Source organism: Micromonospora sp. WMMD754 (genome assembly GCF_049315235.1).
In the GTDB taxonomy this organism is placed as follows: domain Bacteria; phylum Actinomycetota; class Actinomycetes; order Mycobacteriales; family Micromonosporaceae; genus Micromonospora; species Micromonospora sediminicola.
The window spans coordinates 3213253-3234417 of record NZ_CP186058.1; the positions used below are offsets into that span (position 1 = coordinate 3213253).

The following is a 21165-nucleotide window of genomic DNA, read 5'->3' on the forward strand; positions in this document are numbered from 1 at the left end:
GTGTCAGCGCGGCGCCACGACGCCGAGCGTGAGCGCCAGCCGGGCGCCCCCGTCGGGACCGGCCGACAGCTCCAGGCGGCCGCCGCCGGCCCGGGCGGCCCGCTCGGCGATGTCCAGCCCGAGACCGGTCGACCCGGCCCCGCTGGCGCCCCTGCGCAGCGAGCCCGGGGGCAGGCCCGGGCCGGCGTCGGTCACGGTGAGCGTCACCTCGTCCGCCCGCGCCGCGAGCCGTACCTCGAACGGGGTGCCGTCCGGGGTGTGGGCGAAGACGTTACCCAGCAACGCGTCCACCGCGGCGGCCAGCTCGTCCCCGCCGATCCGGACCGGCACCGGGCCGGGCGCGAGGTCGACCGTCAGCGCCCGCCCGGTGTCCTCCGCGAGCACCGACCAGAACGTCACCCGCTCGCCGACCACGACCGCCGCGTCACAGCTGCCGCCGGCGGATGCCGTGCTGCGCCATCGGGCCTGCCGGATCACCCCGGTCACGGCCCGCTCCAGGCCGTCCACGGCGGCGGTCAGCCGGGCCGCGTCGTCCGGATCCCGCAGCGTCTCGGCCTCCAGCCGCAGGGCGGTCAGCGGGGTACGCAGCCGGTGCGACAGGTCGGCCACCTGCTCGCGTTCCTCGCGCAGCAGGACCTGGATCCGTCCGGCGAGGTGGTTCAGCGCGCCCGCGACCTCCCGCAGCTCGGGCGGGCCGGCCGGCTCCACGCGGGCGTCGAGTTCGGCGTTGGCGAGCCGGTGGGAGACGGCCGACAGCGCAGAGATCGGCCGCACCAGGGTGCCGGCCAGCCGGTCCGCGACGACGAGGCCGACCAGCACCAGGAGCGCGCCGAGCAGCGCCAGCACCAGCCAGGCGCGGGTGACCCCGGCGGTCAGCTCGCCCCGGGGCACCACGGTGCGGATCACCCCGGTCCCTTCCGGACGGCCCTGGACCGCGACGACCACCTCCCGCCCGGCGGCGGACTCGACGGTCAGGCTCTCGCCCCGGGCGGCCAGTTCGACCGTCGGGGTGCGTGCGGCCGGCGCGCCGAGCACGGTGCCGTCGGCCAGGAAGACGCTCACGTCGCGGCCGGTGTCGGCGCCCAACTGGTCCACCGTGGACCGGATCGTCGCCGGATCGGCCGTGCCGACCAGCGGGACCAGGCGCTGGACGTCCGCGACCGCGCGGGTGGTCGCCCGGTCCGCGGCGACGGTGCGCACCAGAACGGCCAGCGGCACCAGGAACGCGATCATGACGAGCACGCCGACCGCCGCGACCAGCAGCGTCAGGCGGCCCCTCACCGGTCGGATCCCGGCACGTCGAGCCGCACCCCGACCCCGCGTACGGTGTGCAGGTAGCGCGGCCGCTGGGCGCTCTCGCCCAGCTTGCGGCGCAGCCAGGACAGGTGCACGTCGACCGTCTTGTCCGCCCCGCCGTACGGGATCCGCCAGACCTCGGTCAGCAGCTCCCGCTTGGTGACCACCTGTCCCGGCCGGCCGGCGAGGTGGTGCAGCAGGTCGAACTCGCGCGGCGTCAGCTCGACCGGCGCGCCGTCCAGCGAGACCCGACGACCACGCGGGTCGATCCGCAGCCCGCCGACCACCAGCGCCGCCTCCGCCGCGTCCCCGGCGGCCGAACGCCGCAGCACCGCGCGTATCCGCGCGTCGAGCTGCGCGGCGGTGAACGGCTTCACCAGGTAGTCGTCCGCGCCCGCGTCGAGCAGGCGGACGATGCCGGCCTCGTCGTCGCGGGCGGTCGCCACCACGACCGGCACCGCGCTGACCGCCCGCAGCATGCGCAGCATCTCGGCACCGTCCAGATCGGGCAGTCCCAGGTCGAGCACGATCAGGTCGGGCCGGTCGTCCAGGGCGTCGCGCAGCCCGTCCAGGGCGGTCGACGCGGCCGCGACCGCGTGCCCGAACTCGCGCAGGGCGCGCAGCAGCGGGGTGCGGATGGTCAGGTCGTCCTCGACGAGCAGCAGGCGCGCCACGAAGGCAGGTTAGCCCCCGGACGGGCCGGGGACCGCGCCCCTTAACCGGACCTTAGCGTCGCCCCACGACCCGCCCAACCCGGTCCCGGGGCACACTCGGGGCATGGATCGCCGCTCGTGGCTCGCCGTCGCCGGCTGGTTGGCCACCACCGCCGCCGCCACGCTCGTCGGGCTGGCCGCCGTCGACCTCGTGGGCGCGGGCATCACCGGCACGGCCGGCGGGGTACGCACCGAGCAGGACGTCGCCCGCGCGCTCGCCGAGCCCGGGGCGGCTCCCACGAGGTCGGAGGGCGCGACCCCGGTGCCGACGACGGGCGGGCCGTCCACCCCGGGCGGGTCCCGGCGCGGCTTCGTGACCGCCGGCGGCAGCGTGGAGGCCGAGTGCGGGCCGGCCGGGGTGCGCGTGGTGACGTGGTCGCCGGCGCCGGGCTACCGGACGAAGGACGACGACCGAGGTCCGGACGACCACGTCGAGATCCGCTTCGTCGGCGCCTCCGACGAGTACGAACTTCGACTGCGCTGCCGCGACGGGGTTCCGGTCCGGGACCTCGACGACTGACGTTTTCCCAGCTCAGGGGCGTCGACTGTCAGTGATCGGACAGCCCTGTCACTGGTTGACGGGCGACGGACCGACATAGCTTCGGAGGAAGAGGACGATCGCCGCTGATCGTCCGCAAGCACCACGAACGCCTCCCACCGGCGTACCGGTGGGAGAGAGGAACACCATGCCCAGCCCCAGATCGAGGAGGGGAACGACCGGCCAGCCCACCCCGAGCGTGCAGGAGGTCGCGCGCGTCGACACCGAGATCAACTCGTGCTCGCCGGCCGGGTTGCCGGCCACCGCCCGGGTGCTGTTCGCGGTGGTCGACGCGAACGGCACCCTGGTCCGCGGTCTCGGCGCCACCTCGGCCACCCGACTCGCCGCCGGGATGTACCAGGTCGCCTTCGACCAGGACGTGGCCGGGGCCGCGTACGTCGGAACCGTCGGCCCGGCCACCGGCGGCGGGCTCGCCCCGCAGGGCGTCATCACCGTGGCGCCCCGTACCGGCATCGCCAACGCGGTCTTCGTCGAGACGCACGCCGCCAGCGGGCACGCGGACCGTCCGTTCCACCTGGCCGTGCTCGCCTGAACGGGGCGACGGCGGGCCGCCCGGGTGTGGCAGCATCGCGCGGTGCGTCCGTACCGCCTGCTCGCCGCGACCGCCGTCCTGCTGGCGCTCGCGCATCTGGCCGGGAACTGGTCGGCCGAGCCGCTGCTGCCCGCCGCCCAACCCCTCGCCTGGTGCGCGGCGGCCGGCGGCGCCCTGACCGCTCCGGGGCTGTCGCCCTGGACCCGCTGCGGGCTCGCGGTCGCCGGGTTCGCGCTGGCCGCGCTGAGCCTGCCGGTGGGGGAGCGACCGAGCTTCGGGTGGACGGCGCTGCGCCCCGAGCCCGTCGCGCCCCGCACCTGGCTGCTCTGGGCGCTGGTCGGCGTGGCGCTCACGGTGGCCGTCGCCGCGTTGCCGGCGGCCGGACCCGACCGGCGCCGCACGCTGGCGACAGTGGCGCTGCTCGGGTCGGCCCTCGCGCTCGTCGTGGTCCGGGACGCCGTGACGCCGCCGTACCTGACGACCCCGGGACTGGACGTCGTGCTGCCGCCGTACCTGGTGCTGGTGGGGTTGGCGGTGGTCGCGCTGCACCGGTCGGCGGTGGTCGTCGTGGCGGCGGGCCTGGGTCTGGCCGCGGTGGCCGCGCTCGGCGTGACGGCGGCGCTGCCGGCGCTGCCGGCCCCGGCGGCCGGCGGGTCGACCTTCTACAGCCCACTGGAATACCAGGCCCGGGTCGGCGGTGGCATCTGGGCCGACCTGTTCGGATACGCGGCGGCGGCGCTGGTGCTGCTCGGGTGCGTGCGGGCCCACAGACGAGCGCACGGCGCCGCACGACCGGGGTCGTAACGTCGCCGCGCTCTGGCCGTCTCCCACCGCCGCAGCCGTACGGCGGTACGTCAGCGGGGACCTGGCTCGACCGGCCCAGCCCGCACCGGTCTTGTCGGCAGCAGATGCCCGTCCGGAGAGGATCCAAACCTGACCGGGGTGGGGAATTCCACCATCTGCGAGTCCCGGCGTGGTCGGCGCGCGAACGGGGTATGAGCGGGCCATGGAGCATTTCACGATCGCGACCGTCGCCGAGAAGAGTCCCGACTTCCGCCGCGTGCTCTGGACCGGGGAGCACACCCAGCTGGTCATCATGACCATCCCGCCGGGCGGTGAGATCGGCGAGGAGGTCCACGAGGGCATCGACCAGATCCTGACGTTCGTCAGCGGCACCGGCGAGGCGCGGGTGGCGGGCGAGAAGAAGGAGGTCGTCTCCGGCGACCTGGTGGTCGTGCCCGCCGGCACGAAGCACAACTTCGTCAACACCGGGCCGAACCCGCTGGTGCTCTACACCGTCTACGGCCCGCCGGAGCACGCCGACGGCGCGGTGCACAAGACCAAGGAAGAGGCGGACGCGGCCGAGGAGGCCGGCGAGGACGAGCCACCGACGTCCTGACGCCCCGTGGGCAGGTGTTAAGCGGGGGCCCCGCCTCTACCGGAGACGTTAAGAAGGGGCCCCTCCTTACACCAGGTCCGGGTACTTGATGCCGGCGCCGGTGTTCAGCACCACCACGCGCTCGTCGGGGCGGATCCAGCCGCCGGCCCGCAGGTGCCGGGCGGCGGTCAGGCAGGCCGCGCCCTCCGGGCACAACAGCAGTCCCTCGCGGGCGGCGAAGTCGCGCAGGTCGGTGAGGATCTCCGCGTCGTCCACCGCGATCGCGGTGCCGGCGCTGTCCCGCAGCGCGGTCAGGATCAGCTCGTCGCCGAGCGGGGCCGGCACGGTGATGCCGAACGCCACGGTGTGCGCGTCCGCCCACGGGGTGGCCCGCGCCTCGCCGGCCGCGAACGCGCGCACGATCGGCGCGCAGCCGCTGGACTGCACGGCCACCAGACGGGGCAGCCGGTCCTCCACCCACCCCAGCTCACGCAGCTCGTGCAGCGCCTTGTGGATGCCGATCAACCCGACGCCGCCCCCGGTCGGGTAGACGATGACGTCGGGCACCTGCCAGCCGAGCTGCTCGACGATCTCGTACCCCATCGTCTTCTTGCCTTCCAGGCGGTACGGCTCGCGCAGCGTGCCGGCGTCGAAGATCCGCCCGTCCGACCCGGCGACCAGCTCGGCGATCTCCCGACCGGCGTCGTTGATCAGGCCGTCGACCAGCCGCAGGTCCGCGCCGGCGGCGAGGCACTCCTGGCGGCAGATGGTCGGCGCGGCCAGCGGCATGGCGATCGTCGCGCCCATCCCGGCTCGCGCCGCGTACGTCGCCCAGGCCGCCCCGGCGTTGCCGTTTGTCGGCATGGCGATCCGCTCGACGCCCAGTTCCCGGGCCCGACTCACGCCGACGGCGGCGCCCCGCGCCTTGAACGACCCGGTCGGGGTCAGCCCCTCGTCCTTGACGATCAGGTCCGCGATGCCGATCTCGTGGCCGTACGCCGGCGCGCGCCACATCGGCGTCCAGCCCTCGCCCAGCGTGGTGACGAACCTCGGGTCGGCCACCGGCAGCAGCTCCCGGTAGCGCCACAGGTCGGCCGGGCGCAGCCCGAACTGCTCCGGGGTCACCGTGGCGGCCACCGTGGCCAGGTCGTAGCGGGCCAGCAGCGGCGAGCCGCACCCGCACAGGTTCTGCGGCTTGTCGGCCGGATGCTCCAGGCCGCAGCGCGGGCACTCCAGGTGCGTCAGGTGCACGGTGGTCCTCAGCTCGCGTCGATGCTCAGCCAGTGCCGGCTGCGCCGGCCCGGCTCGTACGGGGAGTCGAGGCGTTTCGCCACCACTCCCGGGAGCCCCTGCTCACGGGCGGCCCGTAGGGCGTCCGCGCCGACTCCCGGGAACCAGGGCGGAGTCTGCCAGTGCGGGCCGGCGAGCGCCAGACCGTCGAGCAGGTCACGGCGTTGCGCGTACGGCACGTCCAGGCTGCTCACGCCCTCCAGCCAGAGCAGGTCCACGGCGAGGAACTGACCGTCGCGTCGGGTGGGCGGGTGGAGTCGGCCGGCCGGGTCGATCCGCGCCAGCACGCCGTCCAGCACCACCTCGGTCGGGGCCAGCTCCTCGGCCATCGCCCGCGCCCACGGGTACGCAGCGGTCACGTCCGCGTCGTCGCCGTCGAGCAGTCGCAGCCGGCCGCCCGAGACGTACGCCATCGCCCGCACGCCCGGCCAGCGCAGCTCGTACCCCCAGGCGTCGGCGTCGCGCGGCAGCCGCTTCCCCTCGGCGGCGCGCATCGGGCGGACCAGCTCGGGCATCGGCGTCCAGCCCGCCGGCGCCGGGTCGGTGCGGCGGACCATCCAGTCCCGGCCCCGGCCCCCGGTGGCGAACAGGACGTACCGCCCCTTGGTGCGCTCGCCGTCGAGCACGACGATCACCTCGTCGTCGCGCCACTTCTCCGCGCGGTAGGTGCCGGTGTCGTGCACGGTCATCCGCCCGCCGCCGTACTCCCCGGCCGGGATCTCGCCGGAGAAGGTCAGGTACTCCATCGGGTGGTCCTCGGTGTGCACGGCGAGGTGGTTGCGGCCCGGTTCGCGGGGCAGGCCGCGCGGCACCGCCCAGGAGGCCAGCACGCCGTCGTGCTCCAGCCGCAGGTCCCAGTGCAGGCTCCGGGCGTGGTGCTGCTGGATGACGAAGCGGGGCGCGGACCGGGCCGGCCGCCGGCGGCGCGGGGTCCGCTCGGGCACCGGCTCCGGGGTGCGCGCCGCGTCCCGCCTGCGCCGGTACTCCTCCAGCCGGTCCGCCACCCCCGCATTGTCCGTCAGACCGGCCCGTCGCGCCGGCATGGCGGCGACGATCAGGGGTAGAACCGACGACATGGACCTCGACCAGCCCACCCTTCCGCTCCCCGGCGACGTCCGGATCCCCCTGCTCGGCTTCGGCACCTGGCAGGCCACCGGCGAGGACGGCTACCAGGCCGTGCTCGCCGCGCTGGACGCCGGCTACCGGCACATCGACACCGCGACGATGTACGGCAACGAGAAGGAGGTGGGGCGCGCGGTCAAGGAGAGCGGACTGCGCCGGGAGGACCTGTTCATCACCACCAAGCTGCCGCCGGACCGGGTGGGCCGGGAGCGGGAGACGATCGAGGCCAGCCTGGCCGCCCTGGACACCGGGTACGTCGACCTGTGGCTGGTGCACTGGCCGCCGTCCGCGCCCGGTGACAGCATCCCGGTCTGGCGGGAGATGCTGGCCGCCCGGGACGAGAACCTGGCCCGGGCCGTCGGCGTGAGCAACTACTCGGTCGCGCAGCTGGACGAGCTGATCCAGGCCACCGAGGAGACGCCCGCGGTCAACCAGATCCGCTGGAGCCCGTCGCTGTACGACCGGCAGACGCACGCCGCCCACCGGGACCGGGGGGTGGCGTTGGAGGGCTACAGCCCGTTCAAGACCAGTGACCTGTCCGACCCGGTGCTGGTCCGGATCGCGCAGGCGCACGACGTGTCGCCGGCCCAGGTGGTGCTGCGTTGGCACATCGACCACGAGATCGTGGTCATCCCGAAGTCGGTCACGCCGGAGCGGATCCGGGTCAACGCCGACGTGTTCGGGTTCTCGCTGACCGCCGAGGAGATGCGCGACATCGACGCCCTCGGCGGCTGACCGCGCACGCGGAAAGGGGCGCGGTCGCGGTGGCGACCGCGCCCCTTCGCGCTGCGGTGGTCAGCCCCGGGCGCAGGTGGCGCCGTTGAGGGAGAAGCTGCTCGGCGCGGAGAAGCTGCCGTTCAGCGTGGCCTGGTAGCCGAAGTTGGTCGAGGCGCCCGGGGAGAGGGTGCCGTTGTAGCTGACGTTGCGCGCGGTCACCGCCGAGCCGCTCTGGCTCACGGTGGCGTTCCACGCGCTGGTCACGTTCTGCCCGGAGGGCAGGTTGTAGTTCAGCGTCCAGCCGTTGATCGTGCCGGAGCCGGTGTTCTTGATGGTCACCTCGGCGGTGAAGCCGTTGTTCCACACGTTCGTCGCCCGGTACGTCACGGTGCAGGCCGTGCCGGACGGCGGGTTCGTCGTCGGGTTGCCGGTCGGCGGCGTGGTCGTGGGCGGCGGGTTGCTGCCGGTGTTGACGCTCTGCGAGAACGAGTTGACGGCCAGCCCGACGCCGCCCTGCCACGGCTCGAAGCCGGCCTGGATGCTGGTCAGGTACCAGTCGTTGGTGATCGCGCCGCGGTTGCGGGTGTCGTTGATGAACGCCATCGCGTCGAAGCTGAAGCTGGGGACCGCCGAGGGCGCCACGTACGAGATGACGTTGTTGGAGCCGTTGCTGCCCCGCCAGACCTCCCAGGTCCGGCCGGCGATGCTGGCGTTGCCGACCGGCGAGCCGATGGGCTGGATCGGGCCCTGCCGGTTGAGCCAGATCATGATCTCCATCTGGTTGACCCCGTCCCGCTTGGGCGACGGGTCGAGCCAGATGTCGTAGGCGGCGTCGTAGATCGCGCCGCTGACGTAGTTGTAGCTGATGCTGGCCGGCGCGCTGCTGATGTTCTTCACCTGGACCGGCAGGTTCGTGCCCGGCGAACAGTTGGTGTAGTGGCAGCCCACGAAGACCGACGGGTAGGAGACCGGCGCCCCGTTGGTCGGCGCGGAGCCGTCCGCCCGGGTGATCGAGAAGCCGGTCGAGGTGACGTTGATGCACTGCTGCGCGCTGGTGCCCCAGCGGTTGTTCTGCACCACGTACTTGCCGCCGATCGTGGTCGAGCCGTACTGCTCGCAGATCTGGGTGTCGGCGGAGGCGTTGCCGCCGAGCGCGACGGCGACGACGGCGCTGGCGGCCAGCAGACCGGCCGCGGCGATGGCCCTGAGTGGACGCTTCATGATGCTCCTTGGCTCGGCGCGAGGGGCGCCGGATCTGTGGGGTGGTACGAGCGGGAGCGCTCCCACGTTCACGTCACACATTTACATGTCTGAAACCGTTGCGCAACTGGACCGGTTAAGCTGTCGTGGGCGCCGATCCTCCGGTTGGCGTGGGATTCCTGCTGGTGGGATGGCGGGGGCCGTCGACCGGGTGCCCGCGCCAGGGCCGACGGGCACTTTCGCCGCCTGGTTGCGGCGAGTAATGTCTTGCCTCCAACGCGTTCCGATCCCCTCCGGAGGCGTACCCCACGATGGGTGGTTCCCCCCTGCGCATCCTCGTCGTCGGCGCGGGCATCGCCGGCCTCGCCGTGGCCCGGGCGCTGCGCCTGGCGGGGTTCCGGCCCGACGTCACCGAGCGGCTGCCGCCCACCGAGCACACCGACACCGGCCTCTATCTGCCCGGCAACGCGGCCCGGGCGATGCGCCGCCTCGACCTGGACGGTCCGCTGCGCCCGCTCGGCCAGGTGGTCCACCGGCAGCGCTTCCTCGACGCCGCCGGGGCGCCGCTGTGCGAGGTCGACCTCGACGCGCTCTGGGCCGGGGTGGGGGAGTGCCGGGCGCTGCCCCGGGCCGAACTGCACCGGGTGCTGCTCACCGGCGCCGGCGGCGCGGTCCGGCACGGCGCCGAGGTGAGCACCGTCGAGCCGCTGCCCGGCCGCGTCACGGTCGGCTTCACCGACGGCACCTGCGGGGAGTACGACCTGGTCGTGGGCGCCGACGGGCCCCGCTCCGCGGTGCGCACGCTGGCGGCGCTCGGCGGCCCGCCCCGCCCGGCCGGCCAGGTGGTCTACCGCGCCGTCGTGCGCGGCGGTCCCCGGGTGGCCGACTGGACCGCCCTGCTCGGGCAACGCGCCGGCTTCCTGGTCGTGCCGCTCGGCGCCGGTCGGCTCTACTGCTATGCCGACGAGGCCGGCACCGACCTGCCGGCCGACCCGCTCGCCCGGCTGCACGAGCTGTTCGGCGACTACGGCGGTCCGGTGCCCGAGGTGCTGGCCGCGCTGGAGACCGTGCACGTCGAACGCACCGAGGAGGTCGAGCTGGGGCGCTGGTTCCACGGCCGGGTGCTGCTCGTCGGTGACGCCGCTCACGCGACCGCGCCGACGCTCTCCCAGGGGGCCGCCATGGCGCTGGAGGACGCCGTCGTGCTCGCCGAGTCGCTGCACGCCGCCGGCAGCGTCGACGCCGCCCTGATCGCGTACGAGAGTCGTCGCCGGCCGCGTACCCGCTGGGTGCGGGACCGGACCCGGGACCGCAACCGCACCCGGGACGTGCCGCCGGCGCTGCGCGACCCGCTGCTGCGCGGGCGCGGCGGGCGGATCTTCGGGGAGCACTACCGGCTCCTCACCGGCCCGCTGTGAGGGCCGAAGATCGTAGCCGCCCACCCCACGCGGCGGGGCCACCTACCGGGGACTATCCTCCTTGCGGATGACGGCTGCGCCGATGACCAGCGCGCCGAGCGGGACAACCCAGAACCGGAGGCCACTCGTGACCACCGTCGCACCCAAGCCGGTCGTGACCCGGCCCTGGCCGGTCCGCGAGCCGGTCAAGGGGTCGGCCATCGCGCGGCTGCTGCGCACCACGGACGCGAAGCAGATCGGGATCATGTACATGGTCACCGCGTTCGCGTTCTTCATGATCGGTGGCCTGATGGCCCTGATCATGCGCGCCGAGCTGGCGCGACCGGGGCTGCAGTTCCTGTCGCCCGAGCAGTACAACCAGCTCTTCACCATGCACGGCACGATCATGCTGCTGTTCTTCGCGACGCCGATCGTGTTCGCCTTCGCGAACTACGTGGTGCCGCTGCAGATCGGCGCGCCCGACGTGTCGTTCCCCCGGCTGAACGCGTTCGCCTACTGGCTGTACCTGTTCGGCGGCACGCTGGCCACCGCGGGCTTCATCGCCCCGGGTGGCGCGGCCGACTTCGGCTGGACGGCCTACACGCCGCTGAGCACGGTCGAGCACTCGCCGGGCGTCGGCGCCAACATGTGGGTGGTCGGCCTGGCCATCTCCGGTCTGGGCACGATCCTCGGCGCGGTCAACCTGATCACCACGATCCTGACCCTGCGCGCGCCCGGCATGACCATGTTCCGGATGCCGATCTTCACCTGGAACATGCTGGTCACCAGCCTGCTGGCCATCCTGGTCTTCCCGCTGCTGGCCGCCGCGCTCTTCGCGCTCGCCGCGGACCGCCTGCTCGGCGCCCACGTGTACGACCCGGCGACCGGCGGGCCGATGCTCTGGCAGCACCTGTTCTGGTTCTTCGGTCACCCCGAGGTCTACATCATCGCGCTGCCGTTCTTCGGCATCATCACCGAGATCATCCCGGTGTTCTCCCGGAAGCCGATCTTCGGTTACAAGGGCCTGGTGGCGGCGACCATCGCCATCGCCGCTCTGTCGATGAGCGTCTGGGCGCACCACATGTTCGCCACCGGCCAGGTGCTGCTGCCGTTCTTCAGCTTCCTGAGCTACCTGATCGCCGTGCCCACCGGCATGAAGTTCTTCAACTGGATCGGCACCATGTGGCGGGGCCAGATCACCTTCGAGACGCCGATGCTGTTCGCGGTCGGCTTCCTGGTGACCTTCCTCTTCGGTGGTCTGACCGGTGTGCTGCTGGCCAGCCCGCCGCTCGACTTCCACCTGCACGACTCGTACTTCGTGGTGGCGCACTTCCACTACGTGCTCTTCGGCACCATCGTGTTCGCCGTCTTCGGCGGCATCTACTTCTGGTTCCCGAAGATGTTCGGCCGGATGCTCGACGAGCGACTCGGCAAGATCCACTTCTGGCTGACCATGATCGGCTTCCACACCACGTTCCTGGTGCAGCACTGGCTGGGCAACGAGGGCATGCCCCGGCGCTACGCCGACTACCTGCCCAGCGACGGCTTCACCACGCTGAACATGATCTCCACGATCGGCGCGTTCATCACCGGTATCTCGACCCTGCCGTTCATCTGGAACTGCTGGAAGTCGTACAAGACCGGTCCGGTGGTCGAGGTCGACGACCCGTGGGGTCACGGCAACTCGCTCGAGTGGGCCACCAGCTCCCCGCCGCCGCTGCGCAACTTCGACCGGATGCCGCGGATCCGCTCCGAGCGGCCGGCCTTCGACGCGAAGTTCCCCGAGCTGGCCGCCGGGCAGTCCCTGGCCGGCCCGCCCGAGGGTGGCGCCAAGCCGCTGACCAGCGAGGTCAACGGTGGCGCCAGCTACCAGGAGGACACCGCGGGCAACCTCGACCAGCGCTAGACCGCCTGGCGAGCCCACGACGGGCGCCGCACCCCACCACCCGGGGGCGCGGCGCCCGTCGCCTTTCCCACCCCTCCCGCCCTTCCCCCCTCTCCCGTCCGCCCGCCCCGGTCGATCATGAAGTTGGTGGTGCGGTTGGTCCGTTTTGTCGCCGCCAACTTCATGATCGACGCAGGGGTGGATTGGGGGAGTTGTCCCTATCGGCGGACAGGGGCCGTGCACGATCTACCCCGCCCTGTGGTGACCAAGGAGTTTGCGCCGGAGATCGGTGCCTTTTCGGACGCGAACTCCTTGGTCAACACCGCTGAGCCGGGTCGCTCGGGGCTGCGCGGCGTGTGCCGTGCGGGGGTGCCTGGACCGGGTCGGTCGAAGGGCTGGGTCGGGGCAGCCACCGCGACCTCCGCGGGTGCCAGACGGGCCCGGTGCCTGGGACGAGGGCGACCCTGTCGGGCGTGCCGGCGGGGGCCGCTGGTCGGACCGGTCCGGCAGTTCCGAGGGCGGGATCGGAGGGCATCCCGCGCGGGTGGGAACGGCGGTCAGGGGGTGGCCGGGGCCAGCTCGGGCTCGGGGGTGGCGGCGGGCGCCGAGTGGCGCCGGTGACGCAGCTCGACCGGGAGCACGGCCAGCGCCACCAGCAGCCCGATCACCCCGGTGACCACGAAGCCCCAGGCCGGCGCGGACGCGTCGATCACCGCGCCGGCCAGCGGCGCGCCGAGCGCGATGCCGACGGTGACGGCGGAGCCGTGCAGGCCCATCGCCATGCCACGGACGCCGGGCGGTGCGAGCCGGCTCACCGCGTCCGAGGTGGCCGCGATGGTGGGCGCGCAGAGCGCCCCGGTGGGGATCAGCGCGAGACTGAGCAGCCACCAGTGCGACCCGCCCAGGCCGACCGGAATGGTGGTGAGGCTGAGCGCCGCCACCAGCGCCAGCGGGGGGAAGGAGCGGCGGACCGCGCCGTAGGCGAAGCCGCCCACCAGCGAGGCGACCGCCCAGGCGGCCAGCACCGCGCCGGTCCAGCCGACCTCGCCGCCGGCGCGGAGCACGGCCACCACGGCCACGTCGGTGCCGCCCAGCACCAGGGTGGCGGCCAGGCTGACCGCCAGCACGGCGAGCAGGCGCGGGGTGAGCCACTCCCGGCGGGACACCGCGCGCTGCGGGCCGGCCGGCTCGTCGGCGGCCCGGGTCGGCGGGTCGAGCAGCCAGAAGCAGATGCCGGCGGCGACGATCCCGGCGCCCACCGCCCAGAGGGTGAGCCGGGGCGTGACGGTGGTGGCCAGGGCCACGGCGAAGGCCGGGCCGACCATGAACGACAGCTCCACCGACATCGAGTCCAGCGCGTACGCCGGCCGGCGTCGCTCCGCCGGCACCAGCGCCGCGATCGACTGGCGGACCACCGAGAAGACCGGCAGCGCGAGCAGCCCGGCCAGGAACGCGGCGGGCAGCAGCACCGGGTACGACAGGGTCGGCGCGGCGGCCCAGAACAGGCCCTCGGCGACCGTGGTGAGCAGCAGCACCGGCCGCAGCCCGCGCCGGTCGACCAGCCGGCCGAGCAGCGGTGAGCCGAGCGCGGCGCCGATGGTCGACGCGGCGCCGACCAGACCGGCGGCGCCGTAGCCCCGCCCCAGGTCGAGCACCACGTAGAAGGTGAGCGTCACGCCGGTCGCGGTCAGCGGCATGCGGGCCAGCACGGACACCAGCAGCAACGACCGCAGGCCGGGCAGGGCGAGGGCCTCCCGGTAAGGCTTCAGGTTCACGACGGTCCGTACCTCCCGCGCCATCCTGGGCCGGGGGCACGACAGCCGCAAGCGATTACCTGGTCAAGCGGCCCTGATCACAGGCTCGCCCACCATGGCGACCCCGGCGCCGTCGAGCGCGCGCAGCGCCACGTCCAGCGTCTCCGGGGCGACGGCCGCGGTCAGGTCCAGCAGCACCGTGGTGCGGAAGCCCTCCCGGGCGGCGTCCAGCGCGGTCGCGCGTACGCAGTGGTCGGTGGCGATGCCGACCACGTCGACCCGGTCGACGTCGCGGCGGCGCAGCCAGTCGGCCAGGCACTCGCCGTCGCGCGCGTGCCCCTCGAAACCGGAGTACGCGGCCGCGTGCTCGCCCTTGTGGAAGATCTCCTCCACCCGGTCGGTGACCAGCTCGCTGTGGAACTCGGAGCCGGACGTGCCGACCACGCAGTGCCGGGGCCAGGAGTCGACGAAGTCCGGCGGGTCGCCGAAGTGCGCGCCCGGGTCGATGTGGTAGTCCTTCGTCGCGACCACGTGGTCCCAGCGGTCCGGCTCGGCGGCGAGCAGCCGGGAGATCCCGGCGGCCACCCCGGCCCCACCGCCGACCGCGAGGGACCCGCCCTCGCAGAAGTCGTTCTGCACGTCCACGATGATCAGGGCGTTCGCCATCTGGCCGGTCCTCCTCAGCTCGCGGGTACGACCGTCACCGGAACGGCCGGGTCCCCGCCGGAGAGCTTGAGCCCCTCCCACGGGATGGAGATCAGACACTGTCGCAGGTGCTCGCGGGACTCGTCCAGCGTCGGGAGCGTGACCGGTTCGCCGGAGACCACGAACGAGTGCTGGAGCAGCCGGTCGTTGGGCTGCCGGTCGGGCACGCCCTGCGGCACGACGACCTCCTCGGTGGCGGTGCCGGTCGGCTTGTGCCGGCGTACCGCGACCTTCCGACCGCCGATGGTGGCCTTGTGCTCGGAGCGTTTGACCACCGGACGCCCCTCCACCTCGACCAGCTTGTAGACGAGGCCGGCGGTGGGCGCGCCGGAGCCGGTCACCACTGCCGTGCCGGCGCCGTACATGTCCACCGGTTCGGCGGCCAGCGAGGCGATCGCGTACTCGTCCAGGTCGCCCGAGACGATGATCTTCGTCTCGGTGGCGCCGAGCGAGTCGAGCAGCTCCCGGGACTGCTGGGCGATCACTGCGAGGTCGCCCGAGTCGATCCGGACCGCGCGCAACTCCGGGCCGGCGACCGCGATGGCGTTGCGGATGCCCTGGGCGATGTCGTACGTGTCGACCAGCAGCGTGGTGTCCTTGCCCAGCGTGGCGACCTGGGAGGCGAACGCGGTCCGCTCGTCGTCGTGCAGCAGCGTGAACGCGTGCGCGGCGGTGCCCGCGGTGGGGATGCCGTAGCGCTGCCCGGCGGCCAGGTTGGAGGTGAACCGGAACCCGGCCAGGTACGCCGCCCGCGCGGCGGCGACCGCGGCCTCCTCGTGCGCCCGGCGCGAGCCCATCTCGATCAGCGCCCGGCCCCGCGCGGCGGTGACCATCCGCGCCGCCGCGGCGGCGACCGCGCAGTCGTGGTTGAGCACCGACAGCACCAGCGTCTCCAGCACCACGCACTCGGCGAACGTGCCGGACACGGTGAGGATCGGGGAGCCGGGGAAGAACAGCTCGCCCTCGGCGTAGCCGTCGACGTCGCCGGTGAAGCGGTAGTCGGCCAGCCACCGGGCGGCGCGGTCGTCGACCACGCCGGTGCGACGGAGGAAGTCGATCTCCGCCGGGTCGAAGCGGAAGTCGCGGATCATCTCGATCAGGCGACCGGTGCCGGCGACCACCCCGTACCGGCGGCCGGCCGGCAGGCGCCGGCTGAACACCTCGAAGACGCAGCGTCGGTCGGCGGTGCCGTCCTGCAGGGCCGCGCTGACCATGGTCAGCTCGTAGTGGTCGGTCAGCAGCGCGGGGCGAAGGGTGCTCACCGCCCCAGCCTAGAGTTCAGGCCGGATCCGCGCCGTCGTGCCCCGGCATCGACCGCAGCGCGGCCCGCAGCTCGCCGCGGCCGGTGACGCCGAGCTTGCTGTAGACCCGCTGGAGGTGGTTCTCCACGGTGCGGGTGGACAGGAACAGCCGCTCGGCGATCGCACGGCTGGTCACGCCCTCGGCGGCGAGGCGGGCGACCTCCCACTCCCGGTCGCTGAGCGTGGGACGGAGCATGCGCAGCGCCGGGGTGGAGATCTCGTCGCAGCGGCGCAGCAGGTCGGCGAGGCGCTCCCGGACCGGCCCGGTCGCCCCCGCGCGCCCGTCCCGCATCCGGTGCAGCGCCATCGCGGTGGCCTCGGCGGCGTAGACGACCAGCTCGCGGGCGGCGAAGCCGTCGGCCACCGCGAGCAGGTCGTCGGGGGAGCCGTCGAGCGACGCCCGGCCGTACCGGGCGACCAGCGGCGGCAGCACCCCGTCCACCTGCTCGGAGAGCTCCGCGAGGCGCTGCGCCACGGTGCGCCGGCCGCCGTCGGTGCAGGTCGGTCCGACCGGCGCGGCGGCCTGGTCGAACCGGACCAGGTCGAGCAGGACGAGCAGCTCGTGCCCGGCCAGCCCGTCCTCGCGCAGCCGGTCGGCCAGCGCGCAGAGGTGCTTGGTGGCCGCCGGCAGGTCGCCGACCGCCGCCTGCGCCGCGCCCCGGGCCTGCTCCAGCCACGGGTAGAGGACGGCCATCCCGGGCGCGTGCGTCCGGTCCGCCTCGGCCATCGCCTCGGCCGCGTGCGCCGCGTCCCCCCGCAACGCCGCCGCCTGGGCGCGTTCGGCGTGCGCCAGGCCGGCGTACACCCGGCTGGTGGCGAGCACCGCGCAGGCGCCCAGGCTGGTCTTGAGCGCGTCGTCGCCGCGTCCGCGCAGGCGGGCCGCGTACGCCTGGAGGATGGCCAGGTAGCCGGTGCCGAGCCGGAAGTCGCCGGAGCCGGCCAGGTCGGCGAACTCGTCCGCGACGATCGCGTCGATGCCGGCCAGGTCGCCGGAGAGCGCCAGCCGGGTGCCCCGGGCCAGCTCCATGGCGAGTTGGAGGTAGGGCATGTCGGACCGCCAGCACGCGGCCTCGGCCTGCACCCGGGCGATCGCGGTGGCGCTGCGGCGGTACTGCCCCTGGGCCGCCTGGAGGTGGGCGAGCGTGCAGCGGGCCAGCTCGCGGGCCGCCATCGGGGCGGCCGGACGGTCGAGCACCTCCTGGGCCAGCCGCACCGCGACGTCGACGTCGAGCCGGTGCAGCCGCATGATGGCCTCGAAGGCGCGGACCCGGGCCCGGTCGGCCGGGTCGGACAGCTCCTCGCCGCGGGCGGCGATCTCCTCCACCGTGGACTCCCGGTTGAGGCCCCAGTAGCTGACCATGCCCCGGACGGTCAGCCAGCGGCTCCGCCGGCGGTCGTCGTGGATCTCGCCGGCGACCTGGTCGAGCACCCCGATCGCCTCGTCCGGCCGGTCGCCGAACATGAGGATGGTGGCGAGCAGTTCGGCCGCGTCGGTGCCGCCGCCGGCCTCCAGCGCGGCCCGGGCCAACCGGGTGGCCAGTGGCACGTCGTACCGGCCGAAGGCCTGCACGGCCGCGTCGAGGAGCAGCGCCACGTCCTGGGCCGTGCCCGAGTCGAGCCGCCACACCGCGACCCGCAGCAGGTCGTCCCGGCGACGCTGGCCGACCCGCTCCAGCAGCCCGGCCAGGGTGGCCTGGAGTCGCCGGGTGCGGCTGACCGGGCACTGCCGGCGCATCACCTCGCCGTAGAGCGGGTGGGCCAGGCGGACGTTGAGCCGCCGGTCGTCGCGGACCATGGTGATGAGCCCGCGTTCCTCGGCCGTCTCCACGTCGGTCGGATCGACCGCCTGCTCGAGCAGGTGCAGGCCGAGCGGCTCGCCGAACGCGACCAGCTCGACCACGGCCCGGACGCCGGGGGTGAGCTGACCGATCCGGGTGTCGATCAGGTCGGTGAGGCTGGGGGCCAGCTCCAGCCGGCCGGTCCACTTCCAGATCCCGTACGTGCTCTTCAGCTCGTCGTCGGCGGCCAGCACCAGCTCGCGCAGCAGCAGCGGATTGCCGGCGGAGAGCCGGAACAGGCGCTCGGAGGAGCCGGCGTCGACCGGGCCGCCCAGGATCGCGGCGAGCAGCCCGGTGGTCTCGCTCGGGCCGAGCGGCGCCAGCTCGACCAGGTCGACCAGGTCGTCGGTCCACAGGGCGCGGATCGGCAGCGGGATCTGCTCCCCGTTGCGCAGCGTCCCGATCACGGTGGCGTTCTCGGACCGGGCGACCAGGTGCACCAGCGCCGCCGAGGGCGGGTCGAGCAGGTGCGCGTCGTCGATGGCCAGCACGATGGGCCGGCCGGCGGCCTGTTCCTGGAGCACGTCCACGGCCCAGCGCAGGATCCCGGCGGGGGAGAGGCCCTGCGGTTGCGCGGCCGGGAGCACCTGGACCAGCCCGCCGAACGGCAGCGCGGCGGTGGTCGCGCTGGCCGCGACGGACCAGATGGCGTGACGTTCGGGCGAGAGCGCGGCCACCCCCTCCCGCAGCAACCGGCTCTTGCCGACGCCGGCGTCGCCGCTGAAGAGCAGTCCGCGCCCCTCCGGGCCACCGACCGCCGACAACAGACGGTTGAGTTCATCCGTTCGGCCGACGAACTCCCACCTACTCATCGGTGCAGCATATCGATGGTGTTCCGTCCGCGCGCAGACCGTCACGCAGTGAAGTTGAGTAATCTGTTCATTACCCGTGAGTACCGGATGTGTTCGGTGTCGGATCCCTGACACACGTACTCTTCCGGCATCCCCCGCGACCAGGGGATTCGACCGCGACCGGCCCCCCGGTCGCCTGACCGGGAGGCCGCCTGATGAAGCCGGGTCCACTCCCCTCGGTCGACGTGCCCGAAACAGGAGGCCCGGCCGAGCCGCCCCGGTGCGCCCCGCTGCCGACCCGGGTCGGGGTGACCGAGCCGGGGCCGGACGAGCCGATGGCGGTGGTCGTCGCCGGTCCGGCGGGCGCCGGGCGGCGGGAGCTGATCGCCGGCCTGCTCGGGCTGGACGCCGGGACGCTCGCCGTGCCCGCCGGCAGTCACCTGCTGGTCAACCACGCCAAGGTCGCCACCCGGGCCGCGTACGTCCCGGGCTACCGCCAGCCGCACTCCTACGGCGCCGACCCGCTCGCCGCCGGCCCGGCGCTCGCCCGGCCGCCGCGCCGGGTCGAGCTGAGCCTGCCCGACCCGCTGCTGCGGCACTTCTCGGTGCTCGACACGCCGGACACCGGCGCCCTCGGCGTGGCCGGTGGCCGGGTGCTGCTGGACGCCGTGGGTCGGGCCGGCGCGCTGCTCTTCACGATCTCCGCCGACCAGGCGTTCAGCGCGGTCGAGCTGCACCTGCTGGCCGAGGTGGCGCGGGCCCGGGTCGCGGTCTTCTTCGCGGTCACCCCCGGCGTGACCGGCTGGGCGGCGCCGGCGGACGGCGCGGCGGTGGAGGACACGGGGGCGTCCGTTCCGTCGGCCGGCCGGACCGGCCCGCCCGGCCCCGCCGGTCGGCTCGACCCGGTGGCGGTCTCGATCGCGGCCCACCGCGCGGCGCTGCTGGCCGCGGTGCCCGCTCTCGCCCCGGCGCGGTGGTTCCCGGCCCGCGCGGCGGAGCTGCCGAACCTGCGCCGGGCCCTGGTCGGCTGGGCCGCCGACGAGGGGCTGCGCCGGGCCAGCGCCCGGCCGCCGGAGCCGCCCGGCGCGCACGGCCGGGTCCCGGTGGTGGCCGGGGTCGAGCCCGCCGAGTTGACCGACCGGATCGACCGCCAGGCCCGCTCCTGCGCCCAGCGGATCCGCCAGCACCTCGCCCTGGAGCTGGCCAACATCCACCTGCGGGTGGTGCAGGAGATCGTCTTCGGGGTCGGCTGCGCCGGTCTGCCGCAGCTGCTCGACCGTGAGCTGGAGGCGCTGTCGCTGCTCGCCACGGCCCAGTGCGACGAGGCGGTCCGCGGCATCGTCGACGACGCCGCCGCCCGGGTCTTCGGCGCGCCACTCGCCGAGGGCGTGCGTCGGCGGATCGACCACGCCGTGCGCTGGGGCCTGGCCGACCACCCGGACAGCCGGGAGCTGGACCGGGTGCTCCTGGTCACCAGCACGGCCGGGGTGGCCGGGCTGACCGGCACCGGCGCGCTCGACGCGCTGGCCGGCCTGCCCGGGGCGGAGCGCGACGAGGTGCTGCCGCCGATCGGCGTGGCGCTCAACGGCGGCTGTTGGCAGCACTGGCGGTCGCCGGGCAACGACGACCCGGGCGCCGCCCGCTCCTGGGCCCAGCGGGCCCTGCGCGAGGTCGAGCTGGAACTGTCCCGGGAGGTGTCCCGCCGCTTCGAGGTGATCCGTCTCTCGCTGAGCGCGGTGCTCACCGATGCTGTCGACCACGGCATCCTGCTTGCCTGAGAACAGGGGCGCCGCGGGGGCGGCCGGGCCGACGTTCGCGGCCCGGGCGGGTGATCCCGACCGCCGCGCCGTTCCGGTTCATCGGTTCCCCGGATCCGGTGGCACGATGGGGGGCATGGCGGCTCCACAGGTTGCGCCGGTCGAGACGCCGGACACCGAAGAGGTGCCGGTCTCCGACCGGCCGTGGGTGACCATCGTCTGGGACGATCCGGTCAACCTGATGACGTACGTGACCTGGGTTTTCCAGAAGCTCTTCGGGTACAGCAGGGAAAAGGCGGAACAGCTCATGCTGGACGTGCACCACAAGGGCAAGGCGGTGGTCTCCAGCGGGGCCCGGGAGCGGATGGAGCACGACGCGTCGCAGTTGCACGCGTACGGGTTGTGGGCGACGGTGGACCGCTCATGAGCATGTTCCGCCGCCGGGGCGACCGCTACGTGGCGACGTTCGCCGTCGACGAGGTGCGCGTGCTGCGCAAGGTCGCCTCCGAGGTGGTCGGGCTGCTGACCGACGGCTTCGACCACGGTGACCCGGTGGTCGGCCGGCTGTTCCCCGAGGTCTATCCGGAGGACGCGGCGGGCACGGCCGAGTTCCGCCGCTACACCGAGGGCGACCTCAAGACCGCCAAGATCGACCAGGCCGGCGCGATCCTCGCCGCGTTGCCCGACGGCGACGCCGGGGGTGAGGTGCGGCTGGACGCGGAGGCGGCCGAGGCGTGGCTGCGCGCGCTCAACGACGCCCGGCTGGCGATGGGCGTCCGGCTGGAGATCAAGGACGGCACCGACCTGGGCGAGGAGCTCGACGACGCGGTCGCCGCGGACCCGGCCTCGTCCCGGGTGTTCCAACTGTCGGTCTACGCCTATCTCGGATATCTGCAGGAGTCCCTGCTCAACGCGCTCATCGACTGAGTC

General features: G+C 74.1%; 19 protein-coding genes. 10 read left to right on the plus strand and 9 right to left on the minus strand.

Translation table 11 applies throughout. From position 1 onward, the window contains the following. Window positions 1-3: 3 nt before the first annotated feature. A complete protein-coding gene (locus tag ACN27B_RS15650) occupies window positions 4-1281 on the minus strand; it encodes a sensor histidine kinase (protein ID WP_099162363.1) in 1278 nt (425 codons plus the stop codon). Beyond that, the gene (locus ACN27B_RS15655) at window positions 1278-1970 is read right to left on the minus strand and encodes a response regulator transcription factor (RefSeq protein ID WP_396824022.1); all 693 of its coding nucleotides are present in this window, start codon (window positions 1968-1970) and stop codon (window positions 1278-1280) included. The genes ACN27B_RS15650 and ACN27B_RS15655 overlap by 4 nt, the downstream gene beginning before the upstream one ends. A 103-nt stretch (window positions 1971-2073) precedes the next feature. On the opposite strand from ACN27B_RS15655, the gene ACN27B_RS15660 reads away from it, so the two are divergent. From ACN27B_RS15660 to ACN27B_RS15675, 4 genes are all read left to right on the plus strand, one after another. Then, complete coding sequence (locus ACN27B_RS15660) at window positions 2074-2529, plus strand: septum formation initiator (RefSeq protein WP_099162361.1); 456 nt, start codon at window positions 2074-2076, stop codon at window positions 2527-2529. Window positions 2530-2695: 166 nt separating this feature from the next. Then, window positions 2696-3100, plus strand: a complete 405-nt coding sequence (locus ACN27B_RS15665) for a hypothetical protein (protein ID WP_099162360.1) — start codon at window positions 2696-2698, stop codon at window positions 3098-3100. A gap of 42 nt (window positions 3101-3142) precedes the next feature. Next, on the plus strand, window positions 3143-3904 hold the full coding sequence (locus ACN27B_RS15670) for a hypothetical protein (RefSeq protein ID WP_157779127.1): 762 nt from the start codon (window positions 3143-3145) through the stop codon (window positions 3902-3904). Window positions 3905-4106: 202 nt separating this feature from the next. Beyond that, window positions 4107-4499: a cupin domain-containing protein gene (locus ACN27B_RS15675; protein WP_013284343.1), complete on the plus strand. Its 393-nt coding sequence runs from the start codon at window positions 4107-4109 to the stop codon at window positions 4497-4499. A 66-nt stretch (window positions 4500-4565) separates the two neighbouring features. On the opposite strand, the gene ACN27B_RS15680 is transcribed toward ACN27B_RS15675, so the two are convergent. Together ACN27B_RS15680 and ACN27B_RS15685 are read right to left on the minus strand one after the other, a co-directional pair. Then, entirely contained in the window at window positions 4566-5729 is a 1164-nt protein-coding gene (locus ACN27B_RS15680) for a threonine synthase (RefSeq protein WP_099162358.1), read from the minus strand. 8 nt (window positions 5730-5737) lie between these two features. Further along, on the minus strand, window positions 5738-6772 hold the full coding sequence (locus ACN27B_RS15685) for a DNA polymerase ligase N-terminal domain-containing protein (protein ID WP_099162357.1): 1035 nt from the start codon (window positions 6770-6772) through the stop codon (window positions 5738-5740). Between the two features lie 70 nt (window positions 6773-6842). Between ACN27B_RS15685 and ACN27B_RS15690 the strand changes: the two genes are divergently transcribed. Beyond that, complete coding sequence (locus ACN27B_RS15690; protein ID WP_099162356.1) at window positions 6843-7625, plus strand: aldo/keto reductase; 783 nt, start codon at window positions 6843-6845, stop codon at window positions 7623-7625. A 60-nt stretch (window positions 7626-7685) separates the two neighbouring features. On the opposite strand, the gene ACN27B_RS15695 is transcribed toward ACN27B_RS15690, so the two are convergent. Next, the gene (locus tag ACN27B_RS15695) at window positions 7686-8828 is read right to left on the minus strand and encodes a GH12 family glycosyl hydrolase domain-containing protein (protein WP_422745690.1); all 1143 of its coding nucleotides are present in this window, start codon (window positions 8826-8828) and stop codon (window positions 7686-7688) included. A 290-nt stretch (window positions 8829-9118) separates the two neighbouring features. On the opposite strand from ACN27B_RS15695, the gene ACN27B_RS15700 reads away from it, so the two are divergent. Together ACN27B_RS15700 and ctaD are read left to right on the plus strand one after the other, a co-directional pair. Continuing rightward, window positions 9119-10225, plus strand: a complete 1107-nt coding sequence (locus ACN27B_RS15700) for an FAD-dependent monooxygenase (protein WP_422745692.1) — start codon at window positions 9119-9121, stop codon at window positions 10223-10225. 127 nt (window positions 10226-10352) lie between these two features. After that, on the plus strand, window positions 10353-12110 hold the full coding sequence (ctaD, locus tag ACN27B_RS15705; protein ID WP_091581043.1) for a cytochrome c oxidase subunit I: 1758 nt from the start codon (window positions 10353-10355) through the stop codon (window positions 12108-12110). Window positions 12111-12646: 536 nt separating this feature from the next. Here ctaD and ACN27B_RS15710 read toward each other — a convergent pair. From ACN27B_RS15710 to ACN27B_RS15725, 4 genes are read right to left on the minus strand one after another with little or no spacing between them, the layout of a single operon-like run. Next, window positions 12647-13888, minus strand: coding sequence for an MFS transporter (locus ACN27B_RS15710; RefSeq protein ID WP_422745694.1), 1242 nt, complete (start codon window positions 13886-13888; stop codon window positions 12647-12649). Window positions 13889-13927: 39 nt separating this feature from the next. Continuing rightward, window positions 13928-14509: an isochorismatase family protein gene (locus tag ACN27B_RS15715; RefSeq protein WP_099162352.1), complete on the minus strand. Its 582-nt coding sequence runs from the start codon at window positions 14507-14509 to the stop codon at window positions 13928-13930. A 14-nt stretch (window positions 14510-14523) separates the two neighbouring features. Next, window positions 14524-15810, minus strand: coding sequence for a nicotinate phosphoribosyltransferase (locus ACN27B_RS15720; RefSeq protein WP_091581035.1), 1287 nt, complete (start codon window positions 15808-15810; stop codon window positions 14524-14526). Between the two features lie 16 nt (window positions 15811-15826). Next, a complete protein-coding gene (locus tag ACN27B_RS15725) occupies window positions 15827-18499 on the minus strand; it encodes a LuxR C-terminal-related transcriptional regulator (RefSeq protein ID WP_422745697.1) in 2673 nt (890 codons plus the stop codon). 224 nt (window positions 18500-18723) lie between these two features. On the opposite strand from ACN27B_RS15725, the gene ACN27B_RS15730 reads away from it, so the two are divergent. The 3 genes from ACN27B_RS15730 to ACN27B_RS15740 all read left to right on the plus strand — a co-directional run bounded on the left by ACN27B_RS15730 (window position 18724) and on the right by ACN27B_RS15740 (window position 21162). After that, entirely contained in the window at window positions 18724-20256 is a 1533-nt protein-coding gene (locus tag ACN27B_RS15730) for a hypothetical protein (RefSeq protein WP_253866663.1), read from the plus strand. A gap of 115 nt (window positions 20257-20371) precedes the next feature. Next, a complete protein-coding gene (gene clpS, locus ACN27B_RS15735) occupies window positions 20372-20662 on the plus strand; it encodes an ATP-dependent Clp protease adapter ClpS (protein ID WP_091269570.1) in 291 nt (96 codons plus the stop codon). Continuing rightward, the gene (locus ACN27B_RS15740; RefSeq protein ID WP_091584094.1) at window positions 20659-21162 is read left to right on the plus strand and encodes a DUF2017 domain-containing protein; all 504 of its coding nucleotides are present in this window, start codon (window positions 20659-20661) and stop codon (window positions 21160-21162) included. Before clpS ends, ACN27B_RS15740 begins: the two co-directional genes overlap by 4 nt. The last annotated feature ends 3 nt before the right edge of the window (window positions 21163-21165 follow it).